Annotated in this window: 24 protein-coding genes; 16 read left to right on the top strand and 8 right to left on the bottom strand. The window is 60.5% G+C overall.

The features are described from left to right. The first annotated feature begins 99 nt into the window (after window positions 1-99). From AQS8620_RS01200 to AQS8620_RS01190, 3 genes are all read left to right on the top strand, one after another. Window positions 100-645 carry an invasion associated locus B family protein gene (locus AQS8620_RS01200; protein WP_085834992.1) on the top strand — a complete coding sequence of 182 codons (546 nt, stop codon included), beginning with the start codon at window positions 100-102 and terminating at the stop codon, window positions 643-645. A gap of 125 nt (window positions 646-770) precedes the next feature. After that, window positions 771-1,979 carry a dual-specificity RNA methyltransferase RlmN gene (rlmN, locus tag AQS8620_RS01195; protein WP_085834991.1) on the top strand — a complete coding sequence of 403 codons (1,209 nt, stop codon included), beginning with the start codon at window positions 771-773 and terminating at the stop codon, window positions 1,977-1,979. Between the two features lie 72 nt (window positions 1,980-2,051). Then, the gene (locus AQS8620_RS01190; RefSeq protein ID WP_085834990.1) at window positions 2,052-2,255 is read left to right on the top strand and encodes a hypothetical protein; all 204 of its coding nucleotides are present in this window, start codon (window positions 2,052-2,054) and stop codon (window positions 2,253-2,255) included. Between the two features lie 25 nt (window positions 2,256-2,280). Here AQS8620_RS01190 and AQS8620_RS01185 read toward each other — a convergent pair whose 3' ends face one another. Further along, window positions 2,281-3,132, bottom strand: coding sequence for an LOG family protein (locus AQS8620_RS01185; protein WP_085834989.1), 852 nt, complete (start codon window positions 3,130-3,132; stop codon window positions 2,281-2,283). A gap of 81 nt (window positions 3,133-3,213) precedes the next feature. Here AQS8620_RS01185 and dapD point away from each other — a divergent pair, with 81 nt between their 5' ends. Then, window positions 3,214-4,041 (top strand): 2,3,4,5-tetrahydropyridine-2,6-dicarboxylate N-succinyltransferase, encoded by an 828-nt coding sequence (gene dapD / locus AQS8620_RS01180; RefSeq protein WP_085834988.1) that lies wholly within the window; start codon window positions 3,214-3,216, stop codon window positions 4,039-4,041. A 141-nt stretch (window positions 4,042-4,182) separates the two neighbouring features. Further along, complete coding sequence (locus tag AQS8620_RS01175; RefSeq protein WP_085834987.1) at window positions 4,183-4,443, top strand: GlsB/YeaQ/YmgE family stress response membrane protein; 261 nt, start codon at window positions 4,183-4,185, stop codon at window positions 4,441-4,443. A 73-nt stretch (window positions 4,444-4,516) separates the two neighbouring features. On the opposite strand, the gene AQS8620_RS01170 is transcribed toward AQS8620_RS01175, so the two are convergent. Then, window positions 4,517-5,137, bottom strand: coding sequence for a hypothetical protein (locus AQS8620_RS01170; RefSeq protein ID WP_085834986.1), 621 nt, complete (start codon window positions 5,135-5,137; stop codon window positions 4,517-4,519). A gap of 112 nt (window positions 5,138-5,249) precedes the next feature. Between AQS8620_RS01170 and AQS8620_RS01165 the strand changes: the two genes are divergently transcribed. Both AQS8620_RS01165 and AQS8620_RS01160 read left to right on the top strand, forming a co-directional pair. Further along, complete coding sequence (locus AQS8620_RS01165; protein ID WP_085834985.1) at window positions 5,250-5,627, top strand: DUF8846 family protein; 378 nt, start codon at window positions 5,250-5,252, stop codon at window positions 5,625-5,627. Between the two features lie 29 nt (window positions 5,628-5,656). After that, the gene (locus AQS8620_RS01160; protein ID WP_085834984.1) at window positions 5,657-6,673 is read left to right on the top strand and encodes a TIGR00341 family protein; all 1,017 of its coding nucleotides are present in this window, start codon (window positions 5,657-5,659) and stop codon (window positions 6,671-6,673) included. Between the two features lies 1 nt (window position 6,674). Here the strand turns inward: AQS8620_RS01160 and AQS8620_RS01155 are convergent, their stop codons facing one another. Both AQS8620_RS01155 and AQS8620_RS01150 read right to left on the bottom strand, forming a co-directional pair. Further along, the gene (locus tag AQS8620_RS01155) at window positions 6,675-7,769 is read right to left on the bottom strand and encodes a Hint domain-containing protein (protein ID WP_085834983.1); all 1,095 of its coding nucleotides are present in this window, start codon (window positions 7,767-7,769) and stop codon (window positions 6,675-6,677) included. Beyond that, window positions 7,766-9,394, bottom strand: coding sequence for a Hint domain-containing protein (locus AQS8620_RS01150; RefSeq protein ID WP_085835342.1), 1,629 nt, complete (start codon window positions 9,392-9,394; stop codon window positions 7,766-7,768). The genes AQS8620_RS01155 and AQS8620_RS01150 overlap by 4 nt, the downstream gene beginning before the upstream one ends. Window positions 9,395-9,753: 359 nt before the next feature. On the opposite strand from AQS8620_RS01150, the gene dapE reads away from it, so the two are divergent. The 4 genes from dapE (at window position 9,754) to AQS8620_RS01130 (ending at window position 15,008) form a co-directional block, all read left to right on the top strand. Beyond that, a complete protein-coding gene (gene dapE / locus AQS8620_RS01145; protein ID WP_085834982.1) occupies window positions 9,754-10,893 on the top strand; it encodes a succinyl-diaminopimelate desuccinylase in 1,140 nt (379 codons plus the stop codon). Beyond that, on the top strand, window positions 10,890-11,312 hold the full coding sequence (locus AQS8620_RS01140) for a GNAT family N-acetyltransferase (RefSeq protein ID WP_085834981.1): 423 nt from the start codon (window positions 10,890-10,892) through the stop codon (window positions 11,310-11,312). The genes dapE and AQS8620_RS01140 overlap by 4 nt, the downstream gene beginning before the upstream one ends. 51 nt (window positions 11,313-11,363) lie before the next feature. Continuing rightward, window positions 11,364-13,619, top strand: coding sequence for a ribonuclease R (rnr, locus tag AQS8620_RS01135; RefSeq protein WP_085834980.1), 2,256 nt, complete (start codon window positions 11,364-11,366; stop codon window positions 13,617-13,619). A 108-nt stretch (window positions 13,620-13,727) separates the two neighbouring features. Then, a complete protein-coding gene (locus AQS8620_RS01130; RefSeq protein ID WP_085834979.1) occupies window positions 13,728-15,008 on the top strand; it encodes a lytic murein transglycosylase in 1,281 nt (426 codons plus the stop codon). 32 nt (window positions 15,009-15,040) lie between these two features. Here the strand turns inward: AQS8620_RS01130 and AQS8620_RS01125 are convergent, their stop codons facing one another. Beyond that, on the bottom strand, window positions 15,041-15,385 hold the full coding sequence (locus tag AQS8620_RS01125; protein WP_085834978.1) for a phage holin family protein: 345 nt from the start codon (window positions 15,383-15,385) through the stop codon (window positions 15,041-15,043). A gap of 3 nt (window positions 15,386-15,388) precedes the next feature. Further along, on the bottom strand, window positions 15,389-15,733 hold the full coding sequence (locus AQS8620_RS01120; protein ID WP_085834977.1) for an ElaB/YgaM/YqjD family protein: 345 nt from the start codon (window positions 15,731-15,733) through the stop codon (window positions 15,389-15,391). Between the two features lie 287 nt (window positions 15,734-16,020). On the opposite strand from AQS8620_RS01120, the gene AQS8620_RS01115 reads away from it, so the two are divergent. Continuing rightward, entirely contained in the window at window positions 16,021-16,224 is a 204-nt protein-coding gene (locus tag AQS8620_RS01115; protein ID WP_085834976.1) for a DUF1328 domain-containing protein, read from the top strand. A gap of 76 nt (window positions 16,225-16,300) precedes the next feature. On the opposite strand, the gene AQS8620_RS01110 is transcribed toward AQS8620_RS01115, so the two are convergent. Continuing rightward, on the bottom strand, window positions 16,301-17,116 hold the full coding sequence (locus AQS8620_RS01110) for a response regulator (protein ID WP_085834975.1): 816 nt from the start codon (window positions 17,114-17,116) through the stop codon (window positions 16,301-16,303). A gap of 108 nt (window positions 17,117-17,224) precedes the next feature. Here AQS8620_RS01110 and AQS8620_RS16805 point away from each other — a divergent pair, with 108 nt between their 5' ends. The 4 genes from AQS8620_RS16805 to AQS8620_RS01095 are packed head-to-tail and all read left to right on the top strand — an operon-like array spanning window position 17,225 to window position 21,299. Further along, window positions 17,225-17,380, top strand: coding sequence for a NepR family anti-sigma factor (locus AQS8620_RS16805; RefSeq protein WP_143267376.1), 156 nt, complete (start codon window positions 17,225-17,227; stop codon window positions 17,378-17,380). Then, window positions 17,367-17,960, top strand: a complete 594-nt coding sequence (locus tag AQS8620_RS01105; protein ID WP_085834974.1) for an RNA polymerase sigma factor — start codon at window positions 17,367-17,369, stop codon at window positions 17,958-17,960. Before AQS8620_RS16805 ends, AQS8620_RS01105 begins: the two co-directional genes overlap by 14 nt. Window positions 17,961-17,969: 9 nt before the next feature. Then, window positions 17,970-19,721 (top strand): sensor histidine kinase, encoded by a 1,752-nt coding sequence (locus AQS8620_RS01100; RefSeq protein ID WP_085834973.1) that lies wholly within the window; start codon window positions 17,970-17,972, stop codon window positions 19,719-19,721. 30 nt (window positions 19,722-19,751) lie between these two features. Next, complete coding sequence (locus AQS8620_RS01095) at window positions 19,752-21,299, top strand: phospholipase D family protein (protein WP_143267375.1); 1,548 nt, start codon at window positions 19,752-19,754, stop codon at window positions 21,297-21,299. 23 nt (window positions 21,300-21,322) lie between these two features. Here AQS8620_RS01095 and AQS8620_RS01090 read toward each other — a convergent pair whose 3' ends face one another. Then, the gene (locus tag AQS8620_RS01090; protein ID WP_085834971.1) at window positions 21,323-21,799 is read right to left on the bottom strand and encodes an RNA pyrophosphohydrolase; all 477 of its coding nucleotides are present in this window, start codon (window positions 21,797-21,799) and stop codon (window positions 21,323-21,325) included. Window positions 21,800-21,873: the final 74 nt, after the last annotated feature.

The raw sequence follows: 21,873 nt of genomic DNA, 5'->3' as shown, positions 1-21,873 counted from the left end.
GCACGCAGGAACTTGAAAAACGGCCTGTGCATTGAAATACCGCTTGAGACGGGATGGCACAGACCCGCAGAGGCAGTGACGGCTGGAGGCTGGACCACAATGACATTCGCACTTACGCGCCCTTTTTCGCGCATGGTTGCAGGCGCAATATTTGCGCTCGCGGCAACGACCGCATTCGCACAGGAATCGACCAATCAGGTCGCCAATAACACCGACTGGTATGTCTTTGAGGAAAACGCCTCGGGCAAGCAATGCTGGGTGGTGTCCAAACCCAAGCAGACGGTCAACACCGACACTGCGGGCCGCACCAAGAACGTCTCGCGCGGCGAGATCCTGTTTTTCGTATCCTATGCGCCAGCGTCGGGCATGAACGGGCAGGTCTCCTTTGCCGGCGGGTATCCCTTTGCCCCCGGTTCGGAAGTCACCCTCTCCATCGGCGGCACCAACTATGCGCTGTTTACCGAGGGTGAGACCGCTTGGTCGACCTCTCCGCAGGACGACGCCCGCATCGTTGCGGCGATGAAGCGCGGCGCAGAGGCCACGTTGACGGGCCGCTCCGCGCGCGACACCGTGACCAAGGACACGTTTTCGCTGTCCGGCTTTACCGCCTCGGTCGATGATGCCGCCCAGCGCTGCGGTGCCTGATCCGCGCACATCTGCGTGAGACATCCCCACAGAGCCCTGCTGATCCAGCGGGGCTTTTTTCTTGAGGCTTTATCGAAGCGGCATTTTCCTGTAGAACCGCCGCTTGTGATATTCGGAGAGACCCCATGACCGCCAGTGCCCCGCTTAACGGCGCCAAGCCCGCCGCGCCCATCACGCAGGACGTGATGACACTTCCGCGCAAGGCCGAGGACGGGCCGGTGAACCTTGTCGGTTTGACGCGCGTGCAAATGCGTGAGGCCCTGATCGAGGCCGGACTTGCGAGCGAAAAACAGGCCAAGATGCGGGTCGGCCAGATCTGGCAATGGATTTACCAATGGGGCGAGCGCGACTTTGCCAATATGACCAATCTGTCCAAGGACCTGCGTGCGGGACTGGCGGAAAAATTCGTGCTGCGGGTGCCCGAAGTGGTGTCCAAACTCGTGTCCGAGGATGGCACCCGCAAGTATCTTGTGCGCATTGCGGGCGGGCATGAGGTCGAGGTGGTCTATATCCCCGAAGAGGGGCGCGGCACGCTGTGTGTGTCGTCGCAAGTGGGCTGCACGCTGACCTGTTCGTTCTGCCACACGGGTACGCAAAAGCTGGTGCGCAACCTCACGGCGAGCGAAATCATCGGTCAGGTGATGGTGGCGCGCGACGATCTGGACGAATGGCCCGAACGCGGCACGCGCGGTGAGCCCGAAGCGCGGCTGTTGTCCAACATCGTTTTGATGGGCATGGGCGAGCCGCTGTATAATTTCGACAATGTGCGAGATGCGATGAAAATTGCGATGGACCCCGAGGGCATCCAGCTTTCGCGTCGCCGCATCACCCTGTCGACGTCTGGGGTTGTGCCGGAAATCGCGCGCTGCGCCGAGGAAATCGGCTGTCAGCTGGCCGTGTCGTTTCACGCGACCACGGACGAGACCCGCAATCTGCTGGTGCCGATCAACAAGCGCTGGAATATCGAAGCGCTGCTGGATGTGCTGCGCACCTATCCCAAAGTCTCCAATTCCGAGCGGATTACCTTTGAATATGTGATGCTTGCCGGCATCAACGATAGCGACGAGGATGCGCATCGTCTGGTTGAATTGATCAAAGGCATCCCCGCCAAGATCAACCTGATCCCCTTCAACGAATGGCCCGGTGCGCCCTATAAACGGTCCTCGAACAACCGGATCCGCGCCTTTTCAGACATCGTTTACAACGCAGGCTATGCCTCCCCCGTGCGCAAACCGCGCGGCGAGGACATCATGGCCGCCTGTGGGCAGCTGAAGTCCGCAACCGAGCGCGCGCGCAAATCCAAAGCCCAGATCGAAGCGGACACGCGCGGCTAAGGGGGCGATACATCTGCATTAATCCGGCGCCGTTAACCAGATTGAAAATGTCACCGCGCATAGGGTGGGGACATGGAAAAAATCACGCTCTACCTCGACGAATCAACTGTGCAAATGTTGCACCTGCTGGCCCGCGATAGCGGCCAGACCATCGGCAAAATTGTTCAAGAGGCCGCGCTGGACCGCTACATGCGACGCGCGGTCGAAGGCCTGCACAGTTCTGCCGCCAGCGCCCCCTATCTGGATCTGGATGACAGCGAATTTGCGAGCGGCTGATCCGCCGCCCGCCCATCGGGCCCGTTCAGCGGCCGGGAATGTTTTCGCGTTTTTCACCGCGATGTTCCCAACCGTCTATCACCTCGATCGCTTCTTGGGCCGTTTCGACAAAGCGGAACAGGTCGAGGTCCTGCGCTGAAATTGTGCCCGCCTCCGACAGCGCGTCCCAATTGATGATGGATCGCCAAAAATCGCCGCCAAACAACAAGAACGGCACCCGCTTCATGCGCCCTGTCTGGATCAGGGTCAGGGCCTCGAACATTTCATCAAGCGTTCCAAAGCCGCCGGGGAATACCGCGATGGCACTGGCACGCATCATAAAATGCATCTTTCGAATCGCGAAATAGTGGAAATTAAAGCATAAATCCGGTGTCACATATTCATTGGGCGCCTGTTCATGCGGCAAAACGATGTTGAGGCCGATGGAAATCCCGCCCGCGTCCTGCGCGCCGCGATTGCCCGCTTCCATCACACCCGGCCCACCGCCCGTGACGATCACATCGGTATGTTGGGTGCCCTCGCGCACCGAGCGCGCGGTCACCAGACGCGCGAATTCGCGCGCCTCGTCATAATATTTGGTCAGACCGCGCAGGGTTTGCGTCCGTGCGGTGTCCTTTTTCGCAGGCTCGGGAATCCGTGCGCCACCAAACAGCACGACGGTGCTTTCGATCCCGTATTCGGCCATCATGACTTCCGGCTTGAGCAGTTCCAGCTGCAAGCGTACCGGCCGCAGGTCTTCGCGCGTCAGAAACTCGGTGTCGGTGAACGCCAGCTTGTAGGACGGGGCGCGGGTCTGGGGCGTGTCGGGAATTTGGCGCGCAGTCTCCATATCCTGATGGCTATCGCGAAGGGTGTGGCTGCGGACGTCACTGTTCATTGCGGCTCCTGATTGCGCGTTGGTCTTTCAGGGAATATAGCCTGTCCCCGACAAGTTACCATGATCCATCGGGAGAGAACCATGTCCAACGCAAAGCTCGAAGCCGCGATTGAAGCCGCTTGGGACGCCCGCGACACCATCACGTCCGCCACCACCGGCGAGACTCGCGAGGCCATCGAAGACACTTTGAACGCCCTCGACAGCGGTAGTCTGCGCGTCGCCGAGAAATTGGAAAACGGCGATTGGCACGTCAACCAATGGGCGAAAAAGGCCGTTCTTCTGGGCTTTCGTATCAAAGACATGGAGGAACACGCAGGCGGGCCGCAAGGCTCTGGCTGGTGGGACAAGGTCGACAGCAAATTCAAAGGCTGGGGCGAAGCCGAATGGAAAGCCGCCGGTTTCCGCGCCGTGCCGAACGCCATCGTGCGCAAGTCCGCCTACATCGCCCCCGGTGTGGTGTTGATGCCCTCCTTTACCAACCTTGGCGCCTATGTCGGTGAGGGCACGATGGTCGATACCTGGGCCACCGTTGGCTCCTGCGCGCAGATCGGCAAGAACGTCCATCTGTCGGGCGGTGTTGGCATTGGTGGCGTGTTGGAACCCATGCAAGCGGGTCCGACGATCATCGAGGACAACTGCTTCATCGGCGCACGTTCGGAGGTCGTTGAAGGTTGCATCGTGCGCGAGGGCGCCGTTCTGGGCATGGGTGTGTTCATCGGCCAGTCGACCAAAATCGTCGACCGCGAAACCGGTGAAGTAATGTATGGCGAAGTGCCGCCCTATTCCGTTGTCGTCTCCGGCTCCATGCCCTCGAAAAACGGCGTGAACCTGTATTGCGCCGTGATCGTGAAACGGGTGGACGCCAAGACCCGCTCGAAAACCGGCATCAACGAGCTGCTGCGCGACTGACCCTGCCAAAACCGACCGGTTTCCAAAGAGCGTCCCCCCGCGGGGCGCTCTTTTTGTTTGGAACTTTTCCGCGTCAGGGCGCGTTCACATTCCAACAGTCATACGTTTGACAACATACAGAATTAAAAAGAGGAATATCTCATGCAAGGTCTTGGTTGGCTCGCAGCAATTATCGTCGGCGCACTCGCAGGGTGGATCGCCGAAAAGATCATGAAGGCCAACATGGGCCTGCTGATGAACATCGTTTTGGGGATCGTCGGCGCGCTGGTCGCAAACTTCCTCCTTGTGACCTTGCTTGGCGCCACGCTTGGCGGCTGGATCGGTCAGCTGATCGTCGGCGTCATCGGTGCTTGCCTGCTGATCTGGATCGTGCGTGCGATCCGCGGTAGCCGCGCTGTCTAACCGTTGCACAAGAAACGAAAAGCCTCGCCCTTGGGCGGGGCTTTTGGCATGTGTACCCGCCCCGAAAGCGGCCTCAAGCCGGTGGAAATTCAATCACGGTGACAAAGGGGGCAATTGGCGTCCCCGCCCTGTCCAAAAGCCGCTCGGCCGGGAAAGTATAGCGCGCCGAGCGGCCATCGGCGGATATCTCGCCGCTGGTTTGCACGACCCGCGATCCGCGCACTTGAAACACGAAAGCATGCCCCAGCAACCGTTGATGAATCGTGGCGCGCATGTCGCCGGACGCGGGAGGCATCAGCACCTCGGGACGTTCGGACAGAATGCGGGCAAAATCGACCGTGACGCGCGCCTGCGTGGGACTCAGCTGTTCCACCTGAACGGCCTGCGCGGGATCAATCGTGGCGCGCTGGGTCTGGATTGGCGCGGGTTTGGTTGCCTCGGCCATCGTCAGCACGCGTTCGCCCGAGCAGGAAAAATAGCTGTCCGTGAGGTTCCAGCGCCCCTGCGCGCAGGCCGTATCGGGGGCTTCCCCCGCCATGTCGAACAGCTGGCGCTCCATGAGCATATCCATGCGCGCAACAATCCGGTTGCCTGTCTCGAACTCCATGCCCACTTCGGCGTCGATACAGCCCGACAGCGCCACAAGCGCCACCACAACCGCGCCGCGCGTCATCCGCGCAAAAATCTGTTTCATGCTCTGCCTCACCGGACTGTCCATCAGCCGCTTTTTCCCCAGCCTGCGTTCCCTTCCTTGACTTTGCAAGCGCGCTGGCACACCTCGTCCAAAACCAGCGAGGAATCCGCCGATGACTGACGAGCCGAAGAAAAAGAAAATCTCGAAACAAAAAGTATTCACCCTGCTTGTGGAAGTGGGGCGGCGTGATGGCGATGGCCTGCCGGATGGGGCCACGGGCGGTGCGCTGATGATCTATGCCTCCGGCGTTGACGAGGCCGAAGCCGTGCGTGAAACCGTGGCCGTGCTCAAAGTCGCCGAATTGAACCCGCTGGATGTCACGGGCTATGGCACTCTGGAAGAACGCCTTGCCGAAGGCCATGACATTTCCGACGCCGAACGCGACTTGATGCAACGGGCCCTCGATGAGAATTCAGTGGTCGTTGCGCAGCTGACACCGTTTTTTGACGGTGATGACGACCCCGAAGACGCCGATCCCGACGATCACTGACACCGCTTCCCCCAAGAGAGGACATTTGAATGCCTGACCGCCTGATCCAGCTTGTCGTGCGCAAAGACGACTCGCAAACCATTTGCGACTGCCTTGGCGATTTGCACGCACAGGATTGGTGGCGGACCGATTGCGTCGGCGATCTGGACCGGCAGGTGTTCTACATCGCCCTGCACAAAGCCGATGCGCAGGCGACAATTGATGCGATTTCCGAAGCGATGGAAGACCGCGAAAACTGGCGGCTCTATTCGCTGGCCACGGAGGCAAATCTGCCCGAAATCGTCGACGAAGAAGAGGTCGAGCGACTCGCCCAGCAGGAAACCTCCGCCACGCGCGAAGAAATCTACGGCGACATTCGCGACGGCGCATCTCTGACCACCGATTATCTGCTGATGACGGCGCTTGCGACCTGTGTGGCGGCGATCGGGTTGAATACCGGACAGGTCGCCGTGGTCATCGGCGCGATGGTGATTGCCCCGCTGCTCGGGCCGATCCTGGCCTTTGCCTTTGGGACCACTTTGGGCAACCTTGCCCTGCTGAAAGTCTCGGCGCGCTCCTTACTTGCGGGGCTTGGTGTGTCGGTCGCGGTCGGCACGCTGTTGGGGCAGATTTATCCCGCAGGGTCCAATGCGATGGATTCGGGAATGATGGATTATTCCGGCGTGCTGGGTCTGCACACGGTGATCTTGCCGCTGGCCTCGGGTGCGGCAGCGGCGCTGATGGTGGCAGGAAACAAACAATCAGGGCTTGTCGGCGTGATGGTCGCCGCAGCGCTTTTGCCCCCGCTTGCAGGCTTTGGCCTGCTGCTGGGATCGGGGAATTTCACCATGGGCCTGCGCGCCCTGGCCTCGGTGATTGCCAATATTGTGGCGATCAACCTTGCCGCGCAGGTCGTGTTTTACGTCAAAGGCATCCGCCCGCGTCGCTGGAATTCCGCCGATCACGCCACGTCGGTGCGCACCTCGCTGATGGTCTCGGCGGCGCTGGTCGCGCTGGTGGCCGCCGCGCTTTGGGGCTTTGGCCACCCGCAGATTTTCGGGCTGTAGCCTAGCTGGTGAGTGCGGCCAGAAGGGTCTGCGTCTCAAAGGTCGACAGGGTGACGGCCTGCGCATGGCTGTGGCCGACGATTGCCGCTTCGGACACGCCCGCAAGCGGCGTGGTGGCGCGCAGGGCCGGACGCCCGACCAATTCGCCTGCATCCAGCGTGCGCACTGCGGCACCGTTCACTTGCACCGTTTGCGGGATATCGAGCAAAATCTGGTAGTAGCGCACAACCGAAGCCGAACTCACGCGGCGCGACGTGCCCATGTTACGCAGGCTGCGGGCAGGGATCAGCACCGATCCCGCGCCAAACAGATATTCCGCTTCCGACCCGCTAAAGACGACCGAAAGCTCCGGCGCGCAGGTCAAATCCTCTTTCAGATCGAACAAAGGGCGCAGCAGCGTCACAGGCGCAAACCAGCCCGCGTTTGGAACTTCGCGCGCCACAATCGCACGCACAGGCGCAAGACCACCCTCGCCAACCCGCACCAGATCGCCTTTGCGCAGGCTGGAAATCGGACGCGGGCCGAATTCCGTTGCCACCAAGGCGTTGCCGGCCATCCCGTCGCCGCAGGTGACCGGTTCGAACGCATCCGAAAAGGCCAAAAGCGTGGTGTTTTCCTGGACGGCAGGCCACTCCGTGCCGATCCCCAGCACCGCGCGCGCCGCATCGGCCACCGCAAATGGCACGGGATCGGGAAACACTTTGTGGCAGGTTTTATGCGTGTCGAGATTCTCGACCGTCAAGCTGGCGATGCGCGCCGGCACGTCCCATGAATAGCTCACGCGGATGCGCGTCTGCATTTCCATCACCGGCAAGGGCAGGCCCACCGCCGTAATCGTGTCGCCTTGCATGACCTTCAGCAACAGCGTGCCATTGCGTTCGATGCGCACCAAAAGCTCGCGCCCACCCTCGTCCCACAGCCAGTAGGACAGCAATGTCTGCGGCTCGGCGCGGTAATCTTGCACTTCGGCCTCAAGCAAAACCGTGCCGCGCATCAAAACCGTATCATCCAGCGCCGGAGCCGAGCCGGACGCCGTCAAACCGGACGGGTGAAACGACGGAAGCCGTTTGGTGTCGTTGATGCCGATCCAGCTCATGCTGCCACTCCTCTATGCGTCGACCCCTGCGCACCGTTTCGCGCGCAGGCCCATAATTTCGCTTCGTAACTCTTGAGCAATTGCCGCGCCGCAACGGGCCCCCCCTTGCCGCTTTTGGGGTCCAGCTCGGGGAAAATCGTGCAGATTTCGTCCACCACCGCCTGATCGAGATCGTTCAGAACCTGCGGGCCGGGCAGGAAACTTTCGGTCGCCAGCCCTTGGGACCACACCACCTGATGCGAATCGAACAGCAGGTGGCAATAGGTGACATGCCCGCCCTCGATCCGGCGCACCGTGCTGTCGTTGATCAGGTCTTTGGCGGCGACCAGAACTTCGGGTTCGCCAAACAGCACCTCGGCCAGTTCGTCCGCAATCAAGACACGGTGCTGGGGCGAAATCATCAAAGTGCCATGCGCCCCGAAAGTCCCTGCCAGGATACGGATCGGCGCGTGATCGCCTTTGGCAGCCACCCTGCGCGACCCTGCCCAGCGCAGGATTTGCGGGCCATCGTCGCGGGTCATAACGATATCGCCAGCACAGAGGTCTTCGACGGCGACCTCGCCCTCAGGCGTGCGGATGCGCGTCCCCGCAACGAAACAGGGCACGGTCGAAACGCTGACCATCCCCGTGTCGCTGTGGCCCGCGCCGTCAGAGATGCCATAGGTGAAATTGATGTCTTCGATGTCATCGTCTGCCTGGATGGTGAAGGTGCCATCGGCGTTCAACGTGATGTCCTGCCCCGTCGCCAGCGTGATCGTGTCGCCCGCCACCACCGCGTTGCCGTTGATATGGGTGACCGTGATCGTGCCCGAACCGATGTCATTGCCAAGCACATCCAGCGTTTTGGAGCCGCCCTGCCCGATTTCGACCTCATCGCCCAGCGCAACAAGCGCTGTCTGCCCGCTGCCGCCCGCCACCATCAGGTTGGAATCATACGAGCTGTCCGCGGTATCGGCGATGCCGATGGTGATCTTGTTCATCACACCGCTGTTGACCGGAATCGTAACGGTCATGGTCACGGTAAACCCGTCCATTTCCGTATTATACGCGCCGTTTGCATTGCTGGTGAACAGGTTGATGTTGCTGTTCTGGTTGATGTTGGTGACGGAAGTCGCGCCATTGCCAACCTCAATCGGCACCAACTCGTCGTTGATCCAGACGCCCACGGCATCGTTAAAGATGGAGCCCGAATATTCGGGATATTCTTCGGAAGAGAAGACGAATTGTAGCGTCATCACGTCGCCGGTCGGCACGAAATTGACGGTCAGATAGGAGGCATCATAGGTATTCGTGCCCGCCAGCGCGTTGAAGGCAGCGTTGTTATCAATGCCAGAGGTGTTGGCCGAGGTTGACGTCGACGTGTTGTGCGCCCCCGAACCATTGGTGATCGAGGCCGCGTTGCCGGTCGAGAAAATCACGCCGGTGTCCGAGGGTGCAACGCCGGGCATGGTCTCGTTGGCGCCAGTATAGACCCCGGAGGAATTGCTCGCCCCGAAATAGGTCGCCCCGCGCACGTCCACGCCATCGCCGAAAATCGTATTGGCCATTTGCATGGCCGATGCGCCCTCGTTGATCGACAATTCGTTGTTGTTGTTAAACCAACCGCCCCAAGGTCCCTTTGCCATATATCCCGCCTCGATTGTGATCATTGAGGCAGGAAAGGAGGGACAGCCCGGACGGAAGTCTTCCGTCTTGGTCTGCGCGCTCTGCTCGTAGTTCGAACCGCCCGATTTTTCGGTGTCGACTCGAAGATCCTGCCTCGTGGATCGTTTTTATCATTGCCGTCAAATGAACACAGCAAAGCCGTTCTGTTAACTATTTCCGCAGGAATGGCCGATACCTGCCTCTGGAATGTAGCGTTGATGCAACAAAGCAATGACGCCACTGCATAGATTGCAGGCTGGAGCACAGCGCGCTATCCCCTATTTCAAGTTTGCCCGTGCCTGCCGTCCTTGGCGTACAGGCCCTGCGAAAGGAATGCTGAATGTCGATTGATCCCGTAGGTCTGACCGCCGATTTAATTCGCTGCCCCACCGTAACTCCTCAGGAGGGCGGCGCGCTGCTGATGCTTGAGGCGCTGCTCGAACAGGCGGGATTTCATTGCACCCGCGTGGATCGCAACGGCACGCCCAATCTTTTTGCGCGCTGGGGCGGGAAGGGCGAAAAAACCTTTGGCTTCAACGGGCACACCGATGTCGTGCCGGCCGGCAACCCCGACGATTGGTCGGCTGATCCCTTTGGCGGGGAAATTCGCGGTGGGGTCATGTACGGGCGCGGAGCAACGGATATGAAATCCGCCGTGGCCGCCTTTGCCGCCGCCGCCATTGATTTCGTGCGCGACACGCCCCCTCAAGGCGCGATCATCCTGACGCTGACCGGCGACGAAGAAGGCGAGGCCAGCGATGGCACTGTTGCGCTGCTGGACTGGATGGACACCCATCACGAGCGGATGGATGTCTGCCTTGTCGGGGAGCCGACCTGCCCCAAAACCATGGGCGAGATGATGAAAATCGGGCGGCGCGGCTCGATCAATGCCTATTTTGTCGCGCGCGGCGTGCAAGGCCATGTGGCCTATCCGCACCGCGCCAAAAACCCCCTGCCCGCGCTGGCGGGTCTGATGGCCGATCTTTCGGCCCATAGCCTCGATCAGGGCTCGGCGCATTTCGACCCCTCGACGCTGGCCGTGACGACGATCGATGTCGCCAATCCCACCACCAACCTGATCCCCGCCGAAGGGCGCGCGACCGTGAACATCCGGTTCAACGATCTGCACACCGGCGCCAGCCTGACCGCCTGGCTCAAGGCAATGGCCGCACAGGCCGGCGCACGGGCCGGTGTCGATATCGAGGTTGAGTGCCGCATTTCGGGCGAAAGTTTCCTCACGCCGCCGGGGGACTTCGTCGATCTGGTCGCGCGGTCGATCAAGGCCGAAACAGGCGTCACGCCGGAACTTTCGACCTCAGGCGGCACCTCCGATGCGCGCTTTGTCAAAAATCACTGCCCCGTGGTCGAATTCGGCCTTGTGGGCGAGACCATGCACAAGATCGACGAATGCGTGCCGGTCGATCAAATCACCACACTCAAAGCGGTTTATGCCCGCATTTTGAAAGACTATTTCGCATGACAGTCTTGATCAGCCCAACCGATGATATCGACGCCTGCCACAAGTTGCGTTTTACAGTGTTTTGCGAGGAACAAGGCGTGGATTGGTCGCTGGAACTCGATGATCTGGACGCCGTTTCGACCCATCTTTTGGCCACTGAAGCTGGCGTTCCGGTTGGCACCGCGCGCGTCTTCAAATCCGGCCCCTATGCCAAAATCGGGCGGGTCTGCGTCCTGCCCGGTCATCGCGGCACCGGCCTTGGGGCGAAACTGATCGTCGCGGCGCTGGAGCTTGGCAAGACGCTGCCCGACGTCACCGCCGCCAAACTCGGTGCGCAGGTACAGGCCATCGGGTTTTACGAAAAGCTCGGCTTTGAAATCAGCGGGCCGCTCTATGACGATGCCGGCATTCCCCACCGCGACATGACGCGCCCCTATTAAGGCGCGCAAATCCGATGGTGCGGGGCGACGCTGCGTGGTAGCGTTCCAGTCATGAGCAAGATCCCCTCCAAGGCCGAAATTCTCCAGTGGATTTCCGACCACCCGACCCAGACCGCAAAGCGCGACATTGCCAAGGCTTTTGGCATCAAAGGCGCGCAACGCATCGAGTTGAAACGTGTTCTCAAGGACCTTGAGGGCGAGGGACATCTGCAAAAGCGCGGCAAGACCTACCGCGACAAAGACAAGCTGCCCCCGATCACGATCCTGCAAATCATCGGCCCCGACAAGGACGGCGACCTGATCGCCAAGCCGCTGGAATGGGCGGGCGATGGCCCGGCGCCACGGGTGATCGTGATCGAACGCCAAGCCGACACGGCGCTTGGCGCTGGCGACCGGATTCTGGCGAAAGTCCATGAGGTGCGCGGCGACGATCACGATTACGACGCCCGCCTGATCCGTAAAATCGGATCGAATGCCAAAAAGATCCTCGGCGTCTATCGCACAGGCTCCGAGGGCGGGCGCGTTGTGCCCATCGACAAAGGCTCCGACAAGGAATGGATCGTGCGCGCCGCCGAAGTGCACGGCGCCAAGGACGGCGAATTGGTCGAAGCGGAACTGGTTGGATCGCGCGCCCGGATGGGCCTGCCGATGGCGCGGATCATTTCGCGTTTGGGCGACCCCAGCGGCCCGCGCGCCGTGTCCCTGATTGCCATACACCAGCACGGCATCCCCGATGATTTCCCCGACGCGGTGGTCGCAGAGGCCGATGCGCAGAAACCTGCAGGGCTGAAGGGCCGCACCGATCTGCGCGATGTGCCCCTTGTCACGATTGACCCGCATGACGCGCGCGATCACGATGATGCCGTCTTTGCCGAAACCGATGAAGACCCTAAAAACAAAGGCGGTTTCGTGCTTTGGGTCGCGATTGCCGATGTCGCGCATTACGTCACCCCGGGCTCGGAACTGGACCGCGAGGCGTGGAAGCGCGGCAATTCCAGCTATTTCCCCGACCGTGTCGTGCCGATGCTGCCCGACCGCCTGTCGGGGGATCTGTGTTCGCTGCACGAAGGGGTGCCGCGCGCCTGTATCGCCGTCAAAATGCGCATCAACGCCGAGGGCGAAAAACTGTCGCAGGAATTCGTGCGCGGGCTGATGACCTCTGCCGCCTCGCTGACCTACCAACAGGTGCAAGCCGCCCGCGACGGCGCGCCGGACGATCAATGCGCTCCTTTGATGGAGACTGTGATCACGCCGCTCTATGGCGCCTACGAGGCCCTTCTCAAAGCCCGCAAAGCCCGCGAGCCGCTGGAACTGGATCTGCCCGAACGCAAGATCGTGCTGGGCGACGACGGGCGCGTGTCCTCGGTTGCCTTTGCCGAGCGGCTGGATGCGATGAAGCTGATCGAGGAATTCATGGTGCTGGCGAATGTCGCTGCCGCCGAGGAATTGTTCCACCGCCAGCGCCCGCTGCTGTATCGCGTTCACGAAGAACCCAGCGAGGTGAAAATGGACAGCCTGCGCGAGGTGGCGCAGGCCTCGGGTTTCAATCTGGCCAAGGGTCAGGTGCTGCACACCAAACATCTCAACCGCCTGCTGTCGCAAGCCGAGGGCACCGAGCATGACGAGTTGATCAATATCTCGACGCTGCGGTCCATGACTCAGGCCTATTATTTCCCGCAAAACTTCGGCCATTTCGGCCTCGCGCTGCGCTCCTACGCGCATTTCACCTCTCCGATCCGGCGCTACGCCGATCTGGTCGTTCACCGCGCCCTGATTTCGGCCCACGGCTGGGGCAAGGACGGGTTAAGCAAGGCCGAAGAAGAGCGACTGGAAGAAACCGCCAAGCATATTTCAGAAACCGAACGCCGGTCGATGGCCGCCGAGCGCGACACCACCGACCGCTATCTGGCGTCGTTTTTGTCGCAACGCGTCGGAGACGAATTTACCGGGCGCGTGTCGGGCATCCAGAAATTCGGCGCTTTCGTCAAACTGGATGAAACCGGTGCCGACGGGCTGATCCCCGTGCGCACGATGGGGCGCGAGTTTTTCCATTTTGATGCGGATGAACAAACGCTGATGGGGTCTGACACGGGTTTGAAAATCGGCATCGGCGCGCGGGTGACCGTGCGCCTGTCCGAAGCGGTGCCCGTGACCGGCGGCGTGCAATTGGAGCTGCTTGAAATCGACGGGGCCAGCCTGCCACGCGGACCGCGCCAGCACCGCGGCAAACCGGTGAAACGCAAGATCGGCGCAAGCAAGGCGCGTGCGGCGGCGAAGCGCAAAACGGTTCAGCGCAAACGCAAGTAGCAAAACCCCGCGCATCTGCCCCGCCCTGTGTCAAATCCGATTCAGGCGGCGCGCCATTCGTGGTTAACTCACGCAACAAGTTTCATTTTTAACGAGCAGGACAGCACAATGGACAGAACCGGATTTTCTCTCGCTTTGGCCGGATTTGGCGCAACCCTTGTGCTTGGAAGCCTCCCTGCCTCGGCGCAACATATCGCCCAAACGCGCCAACAGGTCGCGACCCAAGGCCACATCGCAACAGGTGGATTGATGATCGAACAAACCGCATCTCAGGCAGGTTTTGACCAGTGGATTTCCGGGTTCAAGGCCCGTGCGGTCGCAAAAGGTATTTCGCCACGGGTGGTCGATGCGGCCTTTCAGGGCGTGCGCTTCAACGACAGCATCATCGCCAAGGATCGCAACCAATCGGAATTCACCAAGGAAATCTGGGACTATCTTGACAGTGCCGCCTCGCCGGTGCGCGTGTCCAACGGTCAGAAAATGCTCCGCAAATATGGACCGACGTTGGATGCCATCGAGCGCGCCTATGGTGTCGACAAAGAAGTCGTTCTGGCTGTTTGGGGCATGGAAAGTTCCTACGGCGAGACACGCGGCGATATTCCGGTGATCGAAGCACTGGCCACGCTTGCCTATGACGGGCGGCGCGGAGACTTCTTTGAAAGCCAGTTGGTTGCGGCGCTGCAAATCCTGCAAGCGGGCGATGTGAGCCCGCGCAATATGACCGGCTCCTGGGCGGGCGCGATGGGCCACACGCAATTCATTCCCACCTCTTTCCTGGCCTATGCCGTCGATGGCACGGGCGATGGCAAACGCGACATCTGGTCGAACGATCCGACCGACGCGCTTGCCTCGACCGCCGCCTATCTTGCGCGGCACGGCTGGACCAAAGGCCAGCCTTGGGGAGTCGAGGTGCGCCTGCCGCAGGGGTTTGATTATTCCTCCGCGCAACGCAGCAATACGGCCTCCCCCGCCACTTGGGCCAGCCGTGGCGTCACCGGACTCGACGGGCGTGCTGTGCCCAATTACGGGCCCGGCGCGATCCTCCTGCCCGCCGGCGCCTCGGGCGCGGCCTTTATGGTATTTGACAATTTTCGTGTCATCGAGCGCTACAACGCCGCCGATGCCTATGTGATCGGCGTCGGGCATCTGTCTGATCGCATCAAGGGGGGGCCGGAAATTCAGGCAAGCTGGCCGCGCGGCTATCAGCCCCTGTCCTTCAAGCAAAAGGAACAGATGCAACGCATCCTGAAGCGCAAGGGGTTTTTGAACGATAAAGTCGACGGGTTGATCGGTCCGAATACGGTCAACGCGATCCGCGATTTTCAGCGCTCCATCGGCGTTACGCCCGATGGCTACCCCTCGCAAACGCTTTTGGGCCAGCTCAGATAGAGCAGGCCCAAAGCGGTTCGGGTACATAAGTTTCAGGGACGGCGCGCGCTGCTTGCCCCGGTTTGGGCACCGGCTTGCGCCCCTTGCAAAAAGGCCGCGATGACACTTGCCATCGGGTTTTCCGGTACAGCGGGCGCGACGGGAACCGGCGGTTTGGAGCGGCCGGAGGATGCGAGCGCGATCAACACGCCAGCAACCCCGAGATAGGCAAGACCGATCACCAGCGCCGCGAATTGCGTGGTCTGGATTTCTGCCAGAACCAGCCAGGCCGCAACCGTCAGAAAGGCCAGCCCGACGGTGCCAAAGACAGCTCCGACCAGAGTCAGAGCCGTCTTGCGCGCAGCCTCGGCAGCATCATGTTTGATACGTTCGAACATGTCTTATTTACGCGCCACCAAAAGACCGGCCAGAAAGCCAAGGCCCGTCGCAATCCCGACAGCGGCGGCAGGGTTTTCGCGCACGGCGGCTTCGGTGTCGGCATAGCCTTTTTCGACGGACGCGCGGGCGACTTGCCCCGCTTCAACGCCTTTGGCTTGCAGGTCTTTCGCGGTGCTGTTGGCAAGCGACTGCAATTCGTGGACTTTTGCATTGGCGGTCGAGCTCAGCGCCTGTTGCTGCAGCTTGCCATATTCACCGATGGTTTTGGTGAGCGCGCCGATATCGGCTTTGAGAGTTGCGATCTGGGCTTCGAGTTCTGCGGTTTTATCGGATGCTGTCTGTGCCATCTTTAGGTCTCCTATGGATCGAGAGGCTGAATTGTCTTTTCACCTACCCAACGCGGCGCTGCGCATGCGGTTCCACGTCAAAGCACCGCGCCCCGAAAAACATGCGCGCCTACAAGGCACTTCCCAAGGAGCTGCGCGCCCCGCCATCACAGCGGGGGCAGCAAATTCACAATGCTGTGCAACGGGGAAACCGCAGGCCCTGCAACGGGTTGTCTATCCAAGGCGCATGTCGCGCAAACCGTGCCGCTGGTGCGGTTCTTTTAGACAACCCGTGAAAGGAGCCTGCCATGTTGCAATGGGCTTTGACCTTCCTCGCGGTTGCCTTGGTTGCCGGATTTTTCGGCTTTGGTGGTTTGGCCGCCAGTTTGGGCGGGATCGCAGAGGTCCTGTTTTTCATCTTCGCCGGTCTCAGCCTTGTCATGCTGGTCGTGGTGAATATCAGAGGCAATCGCCGCGGGCGGAAATTCAAATCCCGCCCGCTTTCTGATTGATCAAAAAAGGGCGGCCCCGAGGGGTCGCCCTTTCGATGTCCAACCGATGCACATGTCCAACAGATGCACAGGGGCGTTAGCCCACCAGCGTCTCGGTCGAGGAAAAGAACATCGCCTGACTGACAGCCGACACGACCTGTTCCTCGGTGTAGGGTTTGGTGATGACAAAGGCGGGCTCGGGCCGCTCGCCTGTCAACAAGCGCTCGGGGAAGGCGGTGATGAAAATCACCGGAATGTCACCCGCAGCCTTGAGAATTTCATTCACGGCCTCGACGCCCGACGACCCATCCGCCAATTGGATGTCCGACAGGATGAGATCGGGTTTTTCCTGATCCGCCAGCGACACAGCGCCCGCGTGCGTGCGCGCAACACCCGTGATCGCATGCCCCATGTCGGCAATGATGGCCTGAAGGTCGAGGGCGATGATCGCCTCGTCTTCGATGACCAGAATGCGGCCGGTGACGCTGTCTTCCATCTCGCGCTTGGCGATCATCAACAGGTGGTCCACCTCGCTCAGCTCGACCCCCATGATCAACGCGATTTCCTGCGGGGTGAATTCTTCGATGGTGTTCAACAGCAACACTTCACGCGTGTTCGCGGTCAGTTTTTTCAGGTGACTCTGCGCGCGCGCCGCAATCCCCGTTTCGTCGCCCGAGCTGATCGGCTCGCCCAGCGAGGTCCAGATCTGGTGAAAGGCGTGGAAGAGAGCGACACGGTGGCTCATTCCCTGATCGAACACGGAGCGATCAGACAACAGCGCCTCAAGCGTCGCTGCGGCGTAACGGTCGCCTGTTTGCTGGCTCCCTGTGAGCGCCCGCGCGTAGCGGCGCAGGGATGGCAACAGCTCCGCGACGACTTCTGAAAGAAACTGCGGACCATTTGCAACTGACATTCGGATATCCCTTTTTCACTTTTTCTTGGAACCAAACGACAGATCGCGACGTTGGTTCCACGCATGAGTTCAAAAAATTTCGGGTGCGCACCCTTTATGGAAGACAGTATGGACCAAGAGAAGCCCAAATCCAGCGCCGAGTCGCAGATCGAAGAGAATCTGAGACGCGTTTACCAACAGCGCCTGGAGGAAGACGTACCGGACAGGTTCCTAAGCCTGCTCCAGCAGCTCAAAGAGCAGGACAGCCCTGATGACAAATCCTGAGACGGCGCAACACGCTGCGTCGACCGACCCTCGCGAGGAGCTGGTAGAGCACCTTCCGGCGTTGCGGGCGTTTGCGCTCAGCTTGACGCGCAACGGGTCCGCCGCAGACGATCTGGTGCAAGATTCCATTGTGAAAGCCTGGAAAAACATCGAGAAATTCGAAGTCGGCACCAACATGCGGGCTTGGCTGTTCACCATTTTGCGCAACACGTTCTATTCGGATCGCCGCAAGGCGAAACGCGAGGTCGCGGATGTCGACGGTATTTTTGCCGCCGGCCTGTCGGAAAAGCCCGCGCATGACGGTCGCCTTGCGATGAACGACTTTATGGTCGCCTTTGCTGAACTGCCCGACGAACAGCGCGAAGCCCTGATTTTGGTGGGTGCGTCGGGGTTTTCCTACGAAGAGGCCGCCGTCACCTGCGGCGTTGCGGTCGGGACGATCAAATCCCGCGCCAATCGCGGTCGCAAACGACTTGGCGAATTGCTTCAACTAAGCGATGATGAAAACTTGGAAATGACAGACCGCGCGACCATGGCTGTGGTAAATGCCGGGTCGATGTCGGTTTCGTTCAACAAATAAGGCTTCTTCGTGCTGCGCGCATTCTTTGACGGTTTGGCTTTCCGCGTGGCGGCCCTCCTTGCCCTCGCTCTTTTTCCCATCGGACTGATTGCCCTTTCGCTCACCCATCAGGTGTCCGAAGAGGTGGATCGCAGCTTTGAAAGCTCGCTGCTTGCGTTGACGGCGCAGGCCGCAGCCGGCGAGGAAGCCATGATCCGCCAGGGCCTGGGCGCGCTCAGTGCGCTTTCCGTGGCGCTGGACGGGATCGACACGCGTGCAGACGACTGCTCGCAGATTTTTACCGATTTCGCTCTTTCGAACCCGCAATTTACTTTTGCCGGCTATATCAACGCCGACGGTATCGTGGCCTGCGGCTCCAAGGGTGTGGGGACCGATTTGTCGCAAGGGGTTTCCTATCCCGCGATGAAGGCCGAACCGGATCGTCGCATCGACGTCAGCCTGGAGGCGCCGATTTCGGGCACTTCCGTGATCCTTCTCTCGGAACCGGTCTACGCCATCGACGGCGGGTTCAACGGGCTGATCACCCTGTCGCTGCCGCATAAACGCATCTTTCAGACCCTCGAAAACCTCAGCATCGACGCCCCTGTCGATCTGGTGACCTTCAACGACAAGGGGCAGGTCATTTCCTCCGAGGGAGGGCTGGACAGCGTCGATGATGCGCTCCCCATTGGCCGCAACTTGATTGATTTCGTCGGCAAACCGCGCACCGCCTTTTCCGGCGTAACTGTGGACGGGCGCAGCCGTGTTTTTGCCGTGGTGCCGATTGTCGCCGACCGCCTCTATGCTTTGGGAAGCTGGCGTCCCGATGAGGGCGTGCTCGACAATCCGCTGCCCGATGTCTCGCCGCTGCTCTTCCCGATTGTGATGTGGTTCGTCAGTCTCGCCGTTGCGTATTTTGCCGTTGATCGTCTGGTGATCAAACACATCCGCGCCTTGCGGCTGGAGATGGTCGATTTCATGCGCCATCGCAAAATCATCAATAGCACGATGGGGACGCGCATGTTGGCGCGCGAACTGCGCGACATTGACAATACCTGGCACGAACTGGCCGAAACCGTGGTGCGGGACGAGGCCGAACTTGAAGGCACGATTCACGACAAAACCGTGCTCCTTAAAGAGGTGCATCACCGCGTCAAAAACAACCTGCAACTCATTGCCTCGATCGTGAACATGAAAATCCGCAAAGCGCGCTCGCCCGAGGCAAAAGTTGCCTTGCGCGAAGTCCAGACGCGGGTGATGTCTATCGCTACCGTGCACCGAGCGCTCTACGAAACCTCGACCGAGGGGCGCGTGCGGGCCGACGAATTGCTGAAAACCATCGTCGACAAAAGCATCGAAGCCACCCTGCCCAAGGGTGTCGATGTCGATTTTTCCTTTAAATACGATCAGGTGGTGCTCTACCCCGATCAGGCCGTGCCCCTGTCGCTACTCGCTGCCGAAGCGGTGACCAACGCGCTGAAATACTTTGGCTCCGAGGCTGATGAAAACCCCTGCCTTGAGGTGCATCTGGAAAAGGTCGATGAGGGCAACGCGACCTTCAGTGTCCATAATTCCAAAGGCATTCCGGTGACCCCCGTGGAATTGGCACGCGGTACGGGCCTTGGCGCGGCGCTCATTTCGGGCTTTGCCAGCCAGATGCGCGGCTCCTCCGAAGTCTTTGACGAGGAAGACGAATATCGTGTCCACATCACTTTCCCGATCTTTGATTTTGACAGCGGCCCCGCCAGTGACGTGATAAACCGTGCCTCTGCAGGCGGCTAACGCCCACGGGTGAAAAAGGATACGACCCAGATGAAAATCACTCCGTATCTGACAGCGGGCGAAGCCTACCCGGCCTTCGAGCGCGCCGTTGTCGCCGCCAGGCACCGCATCGACGCCGGGTTTCGCGTCTTTGACCCGATGACCAGGCTGCGCAGCGACGAGGCCCGCGTCCATGGCGACACATGGTATGATTTGCTGGCGGCCAAACTGGAACAGGGCGTCGAAATCTCGCTTGCGATCAGCGATTTCGACCCCATCATGGCGCGTGATTTGCACCAAAGCACATGGGCCGCGATCCGCAGGCTGACCTCCCTGACCGAATATACCGACAGCCGGACCACGCGCCTGCATCTGCGCGCGTTGCTGCATCCGGCCAAGGTCGGCCTCTATCCGCGCCTGTTTTTCGCCCCCGCGACCCGTGCGAAGCTGCGCCATCAAATCGAAGAAATCGCGCAGCTGGCACCGCGCGATCAAGCCCGCGTTCTTTCCCATTCCCCTGGCTTGCGCCCCTATCTGGCGCGCGATGAGGACGGCGGACTGGCGATGAAACGCGGCGTGATCCCGCAGCTTCACCCCGTCAGCAACCATCACAAACTGGCCGTCATCGACGACGCTGTCACCTATATCGGCGGGCTTGATCTGGATGAGCGGCGCTATGATACCAAGCAGCACGACCAAGCCGCGCAACAAACCTGGCATGATGTGCAGCTGATGATCCATGACCCCGCTCTGGCGACATCGGCGCGTCAGTATCTTGAAGATGTCGTCCCCGTTACATCGGGGAAAAAGCGCCCCACTGCGCTGACGGGCCTGCTGCGCACGCAATCGCGCCCGCGCCACAACCGGCTGGCCATGGCCTTGTCCCCGCACAGTTGCACGCGCGAATTGCTGGACGCCCATCTTGCCGCCATCGCGCGTGCCGAACAGTTTATCTACATCGAAACCCAGTTCTTTCGCGAAGCCGCTATTGCCCGAGCCTTGGTCAAAGCGGCGCAGAGCAAACCGGATCTGCACCTCGTGATGATCGTGCCCGCCGCTCCCGAAGATGTTGCCTTTGAGGACAACAGCGGTCCCGATGCGCGGTTCGGGGAGCATCTGATGGCCCGCTGCACGGGCGATGTCCGCGCCGCATTCGGCAAGCGTGCGGCGATCCTGAGCCCTGTGCAACCGCGCAACGTCCAAGAGCACGACAACGATTTTGAACGCGCGCAGCTACAGGACGCGCCGATTGTCTATGTCCACGCAAAAGTGTCGATTTTCGACGGGCGCGAGGCGATCGTCGCCTCTGGCAACCTGAACGGCCGCTCGATGCGCTGGGATTCCGAAGTCGGCGTGCGCCTGACAGATGCCGGTGTCGTTGGCGATCTTCAGCACCGTTTGATGGCGCATTGGCTTCCCGAACATGCGCCCGCCGACTGTTTTGAACCGGCCACAGCCACGCGTGCCTGGGCCGACATCGCCGCGCAAAATGCTCTGTTGGACCCGCCACACCGACGCGGATTTCTGATGCCCTATGTGGCACGGCCCGCACGACGATTTGGTCTGCCCATCCCCTTTGCGCCCAAGGCGCTGGTCTAAAGCGAACGCGGATTTAAGGCGGATTAGAGTTTGTGCGAAAACGCCGCGACGACTGCCTCGTAAATATCGCGCTTGAAGGGGACAATCCGCGTGACCAGCGTGTCGGGCGTTGCCCATTCCCAGCGTGAAAATTCAGGGTGCTCGCTGTCGATATTGATCTCGCTGTCCTCACCGGAAAAGCGCAGCAAGAACCACAGCTGCTTTTGCCCGCGATATTTGCCCTTCCAGACTTTTCCAAGCAATTCGGGCGGCAAATCATAGGTCAGCCAGTCTTCGGTCCGGGCCTCGACGGTCACGTGATCGGGGTTCACGCCGGTTTCTTCCCACAGTTCGCGCAGCGCCGCAGCGCGCGGGTCCTCCCCCGCATCGACCCCGCCTTGGGGCATTTGCCACGCCCCGGGCGTGTCGATCCGTTCCCCCACAAAAACCCTGCCTGCGGCATTGACCAACATCACCCCCACACAGGGGCGATAGGGTAAATCGGTGGCACTCACGCTCATGCTCAAGTCCTCTGTGGCGAAACGGAATCGCAAAGATTGGGTCGGAAAAACGGGCCCGTGCACTGCACCGGCCC

This window comes from Aquimixticola soesokkakensis, assembly GCF_900172375.1.
GTDB lineage: Bacteria > Pseudomonadota > Alphaproteobacteria > Rhodobacterales > Rhodobacteraceae > Aquimixticola > Aquimixticola soesokkakensis.
This window is presented reverse-complemented; position numbering and strand designations above follow the sequence as displayed.

Excerpts from the sequence above, each read along its gene's own strand:
- AQS8620_RS01200 (WP_085834992.1), top strand. The coding sequence starts at position 100 with ATGACATTCGCACTTACGCGCCCTTTTTCGCGCATGGTTGCAGGCGCA.
- AQS8620_RS01115 (WP_085834976.1), top strand. The coding sequence starts at position 16,021 with ATGTTGCAATGGGCTTTGACCTTCCTCGCGGTTGCCTTGGTTGCCGGA.
- rnr (WP_085834980.1), top strand. The coding sequence starts at position 11,364 with ATGAGCAAGATCCCCTCCAAGGCCGAAATTCTCCAGTGGATTTCCGAC.
- AQS8620_RS16805 (WP_143267376.1), top strand. The coding sequence starts at position 17,225 with ATGGACCAAGAGAAGCCCAAATCCAGCGCCGAGTCGCAGATCGAAGAG.
- AQS8620_RS01185 (WP_085834989.1), bottom strand. The coding sequence starts at position 3,132 with ATGAACAGTGACGTCCGCAGCCACACCCTTCGCGATAGCCATCAGGAT.
- AQS8620_RS01155 (WP_085834983.1), bottom strand. The coding sequence starts at position 7,769 with ATGAGCTGGATCGGCATCAACGACACCAAACGGCTTCCGTCGTTTCAC.
- AQS8620_RS01140 (WP_085834981.1), top strand. The coding sequence starts at position 10,890 with ATGACAGTCTTGATCAGCCCAACCGATGATATCGACGCCTGCCACAAG.
- AQS8620_RS01095 (WP_143267375.1), top strand. The coding sequence starts at position 19,752 with ATGAAAATCACTCCGTATCTGACAGCGGGCGAAGCCTACCCGGCCTTC.
- AQS8620_RS01120 (WP_085834977.1), bottom strand. The coding sequence starts at position 15,733 with ATGGCACAGACAGCATCCGATAAAACCGCAGAACTCGAAGCCCAGATC.
- dapE (WP_085834982.1), top strand. The coding sequence starts at position 9,754 with ATGTCGATTGATCCCGTAGGTCTGACCGCCGATTTAATTCGCTGCCCC.
- AQS8620_RS01160 (WP_085834984.1), top strand. The coding sequence starts at position 5,657 with ATGCCTGACCGCCTGATCCAGCTTGTCGTGCGCAAAGACGACTCGCAA.
- AQS8620_RS01105 (WP_085834974.1), top strand. The coding sequence starts at position 17,367 with ATGACAAATCCTGAGACGGCGCAACACGCTGCGTCGACCGACCCTCGC.
- AQS8620_RS01165 (WP_085834985.1), top strand. The coding sequence starts at position 5,250 with ATGACTGACGAGCCGAAGAAAAAGAAAATCTCGAAACAAAAAGTATTC.
- AQS8620_RS01130 (WP_085834979.1), top strand. The coding sequence starts at position 13,728 with ATGGACAGAACCGGATTTTCTCTCGCTTTGGCCGGATTTGGCGCAACC.
- AQS8620_RS01150 (WP_085835342.1), bottom strand. The coding sequence starts at position 9,394 with ATGGCAAAGGGACCTTGGGGCGGTTGGTTTAACAACAACAACGAATTG.
- AQS8620_RS01190 (WP_085834990.1), top strand. The coding sequence starts at position 2,052 with ATGGAAAAAATCACGCTCTACCTCGACGAATCAACTGTGCAAATGTTG.
- rlmN (WP_085834991.1), top strand. The coding sequence starts at position 771 with ATGACCGCCAGTGCCCCGCTTAACGGCGCCAAGCCCGCCGCGCCCATC.
- AQS8620_RS01090 (WP_085834971.1), bottom strand. The coding sequence starts at position 21,799 with ATGAGCGTGAGTGCCACCGATTTACCCTATCGCCCCTGTGTGGGGGTG.
- dapD (WP_085834988.1), top strand. The coding sequence starts at position 3,214 with ATGTCCAACGCAAAGCTCGAAGCCGCGATTGAAGCCGCTTGGGACGCC.
- AQS8620_RS01170 (WP_085834986.1), bottom strand. The coding sequence starts at position 5,137 with ATGAAACAGATTTTTGCGCGGATGACGCGCGGCGCGGTTGTGGTGGCG.
- AQS8620_RS01175 (WP_085834987.1), top strand. The coding sequence starts at position 4,183 with ATGCAAGGTCTTGGTTGGCTCGCAGCAATTATCGTCGGCGCACTCGCA.
- AQS8620_RS01110 (WP_085834975.1), bottom strand. The coding sequence starts at position 17,116 with ATGTCAGTTGCAAATGGTCCGCAGTTTCTTTCAGAAGTCGTCGCGGAG.
- AQS8620_RS01125 (WP_085834978.1), bottom strand. The coding sequence starts at position 15,385 with ATGTTCGAACGTATCAAACATGATGCTGCCGAGGCTGCGCGCAAGACG.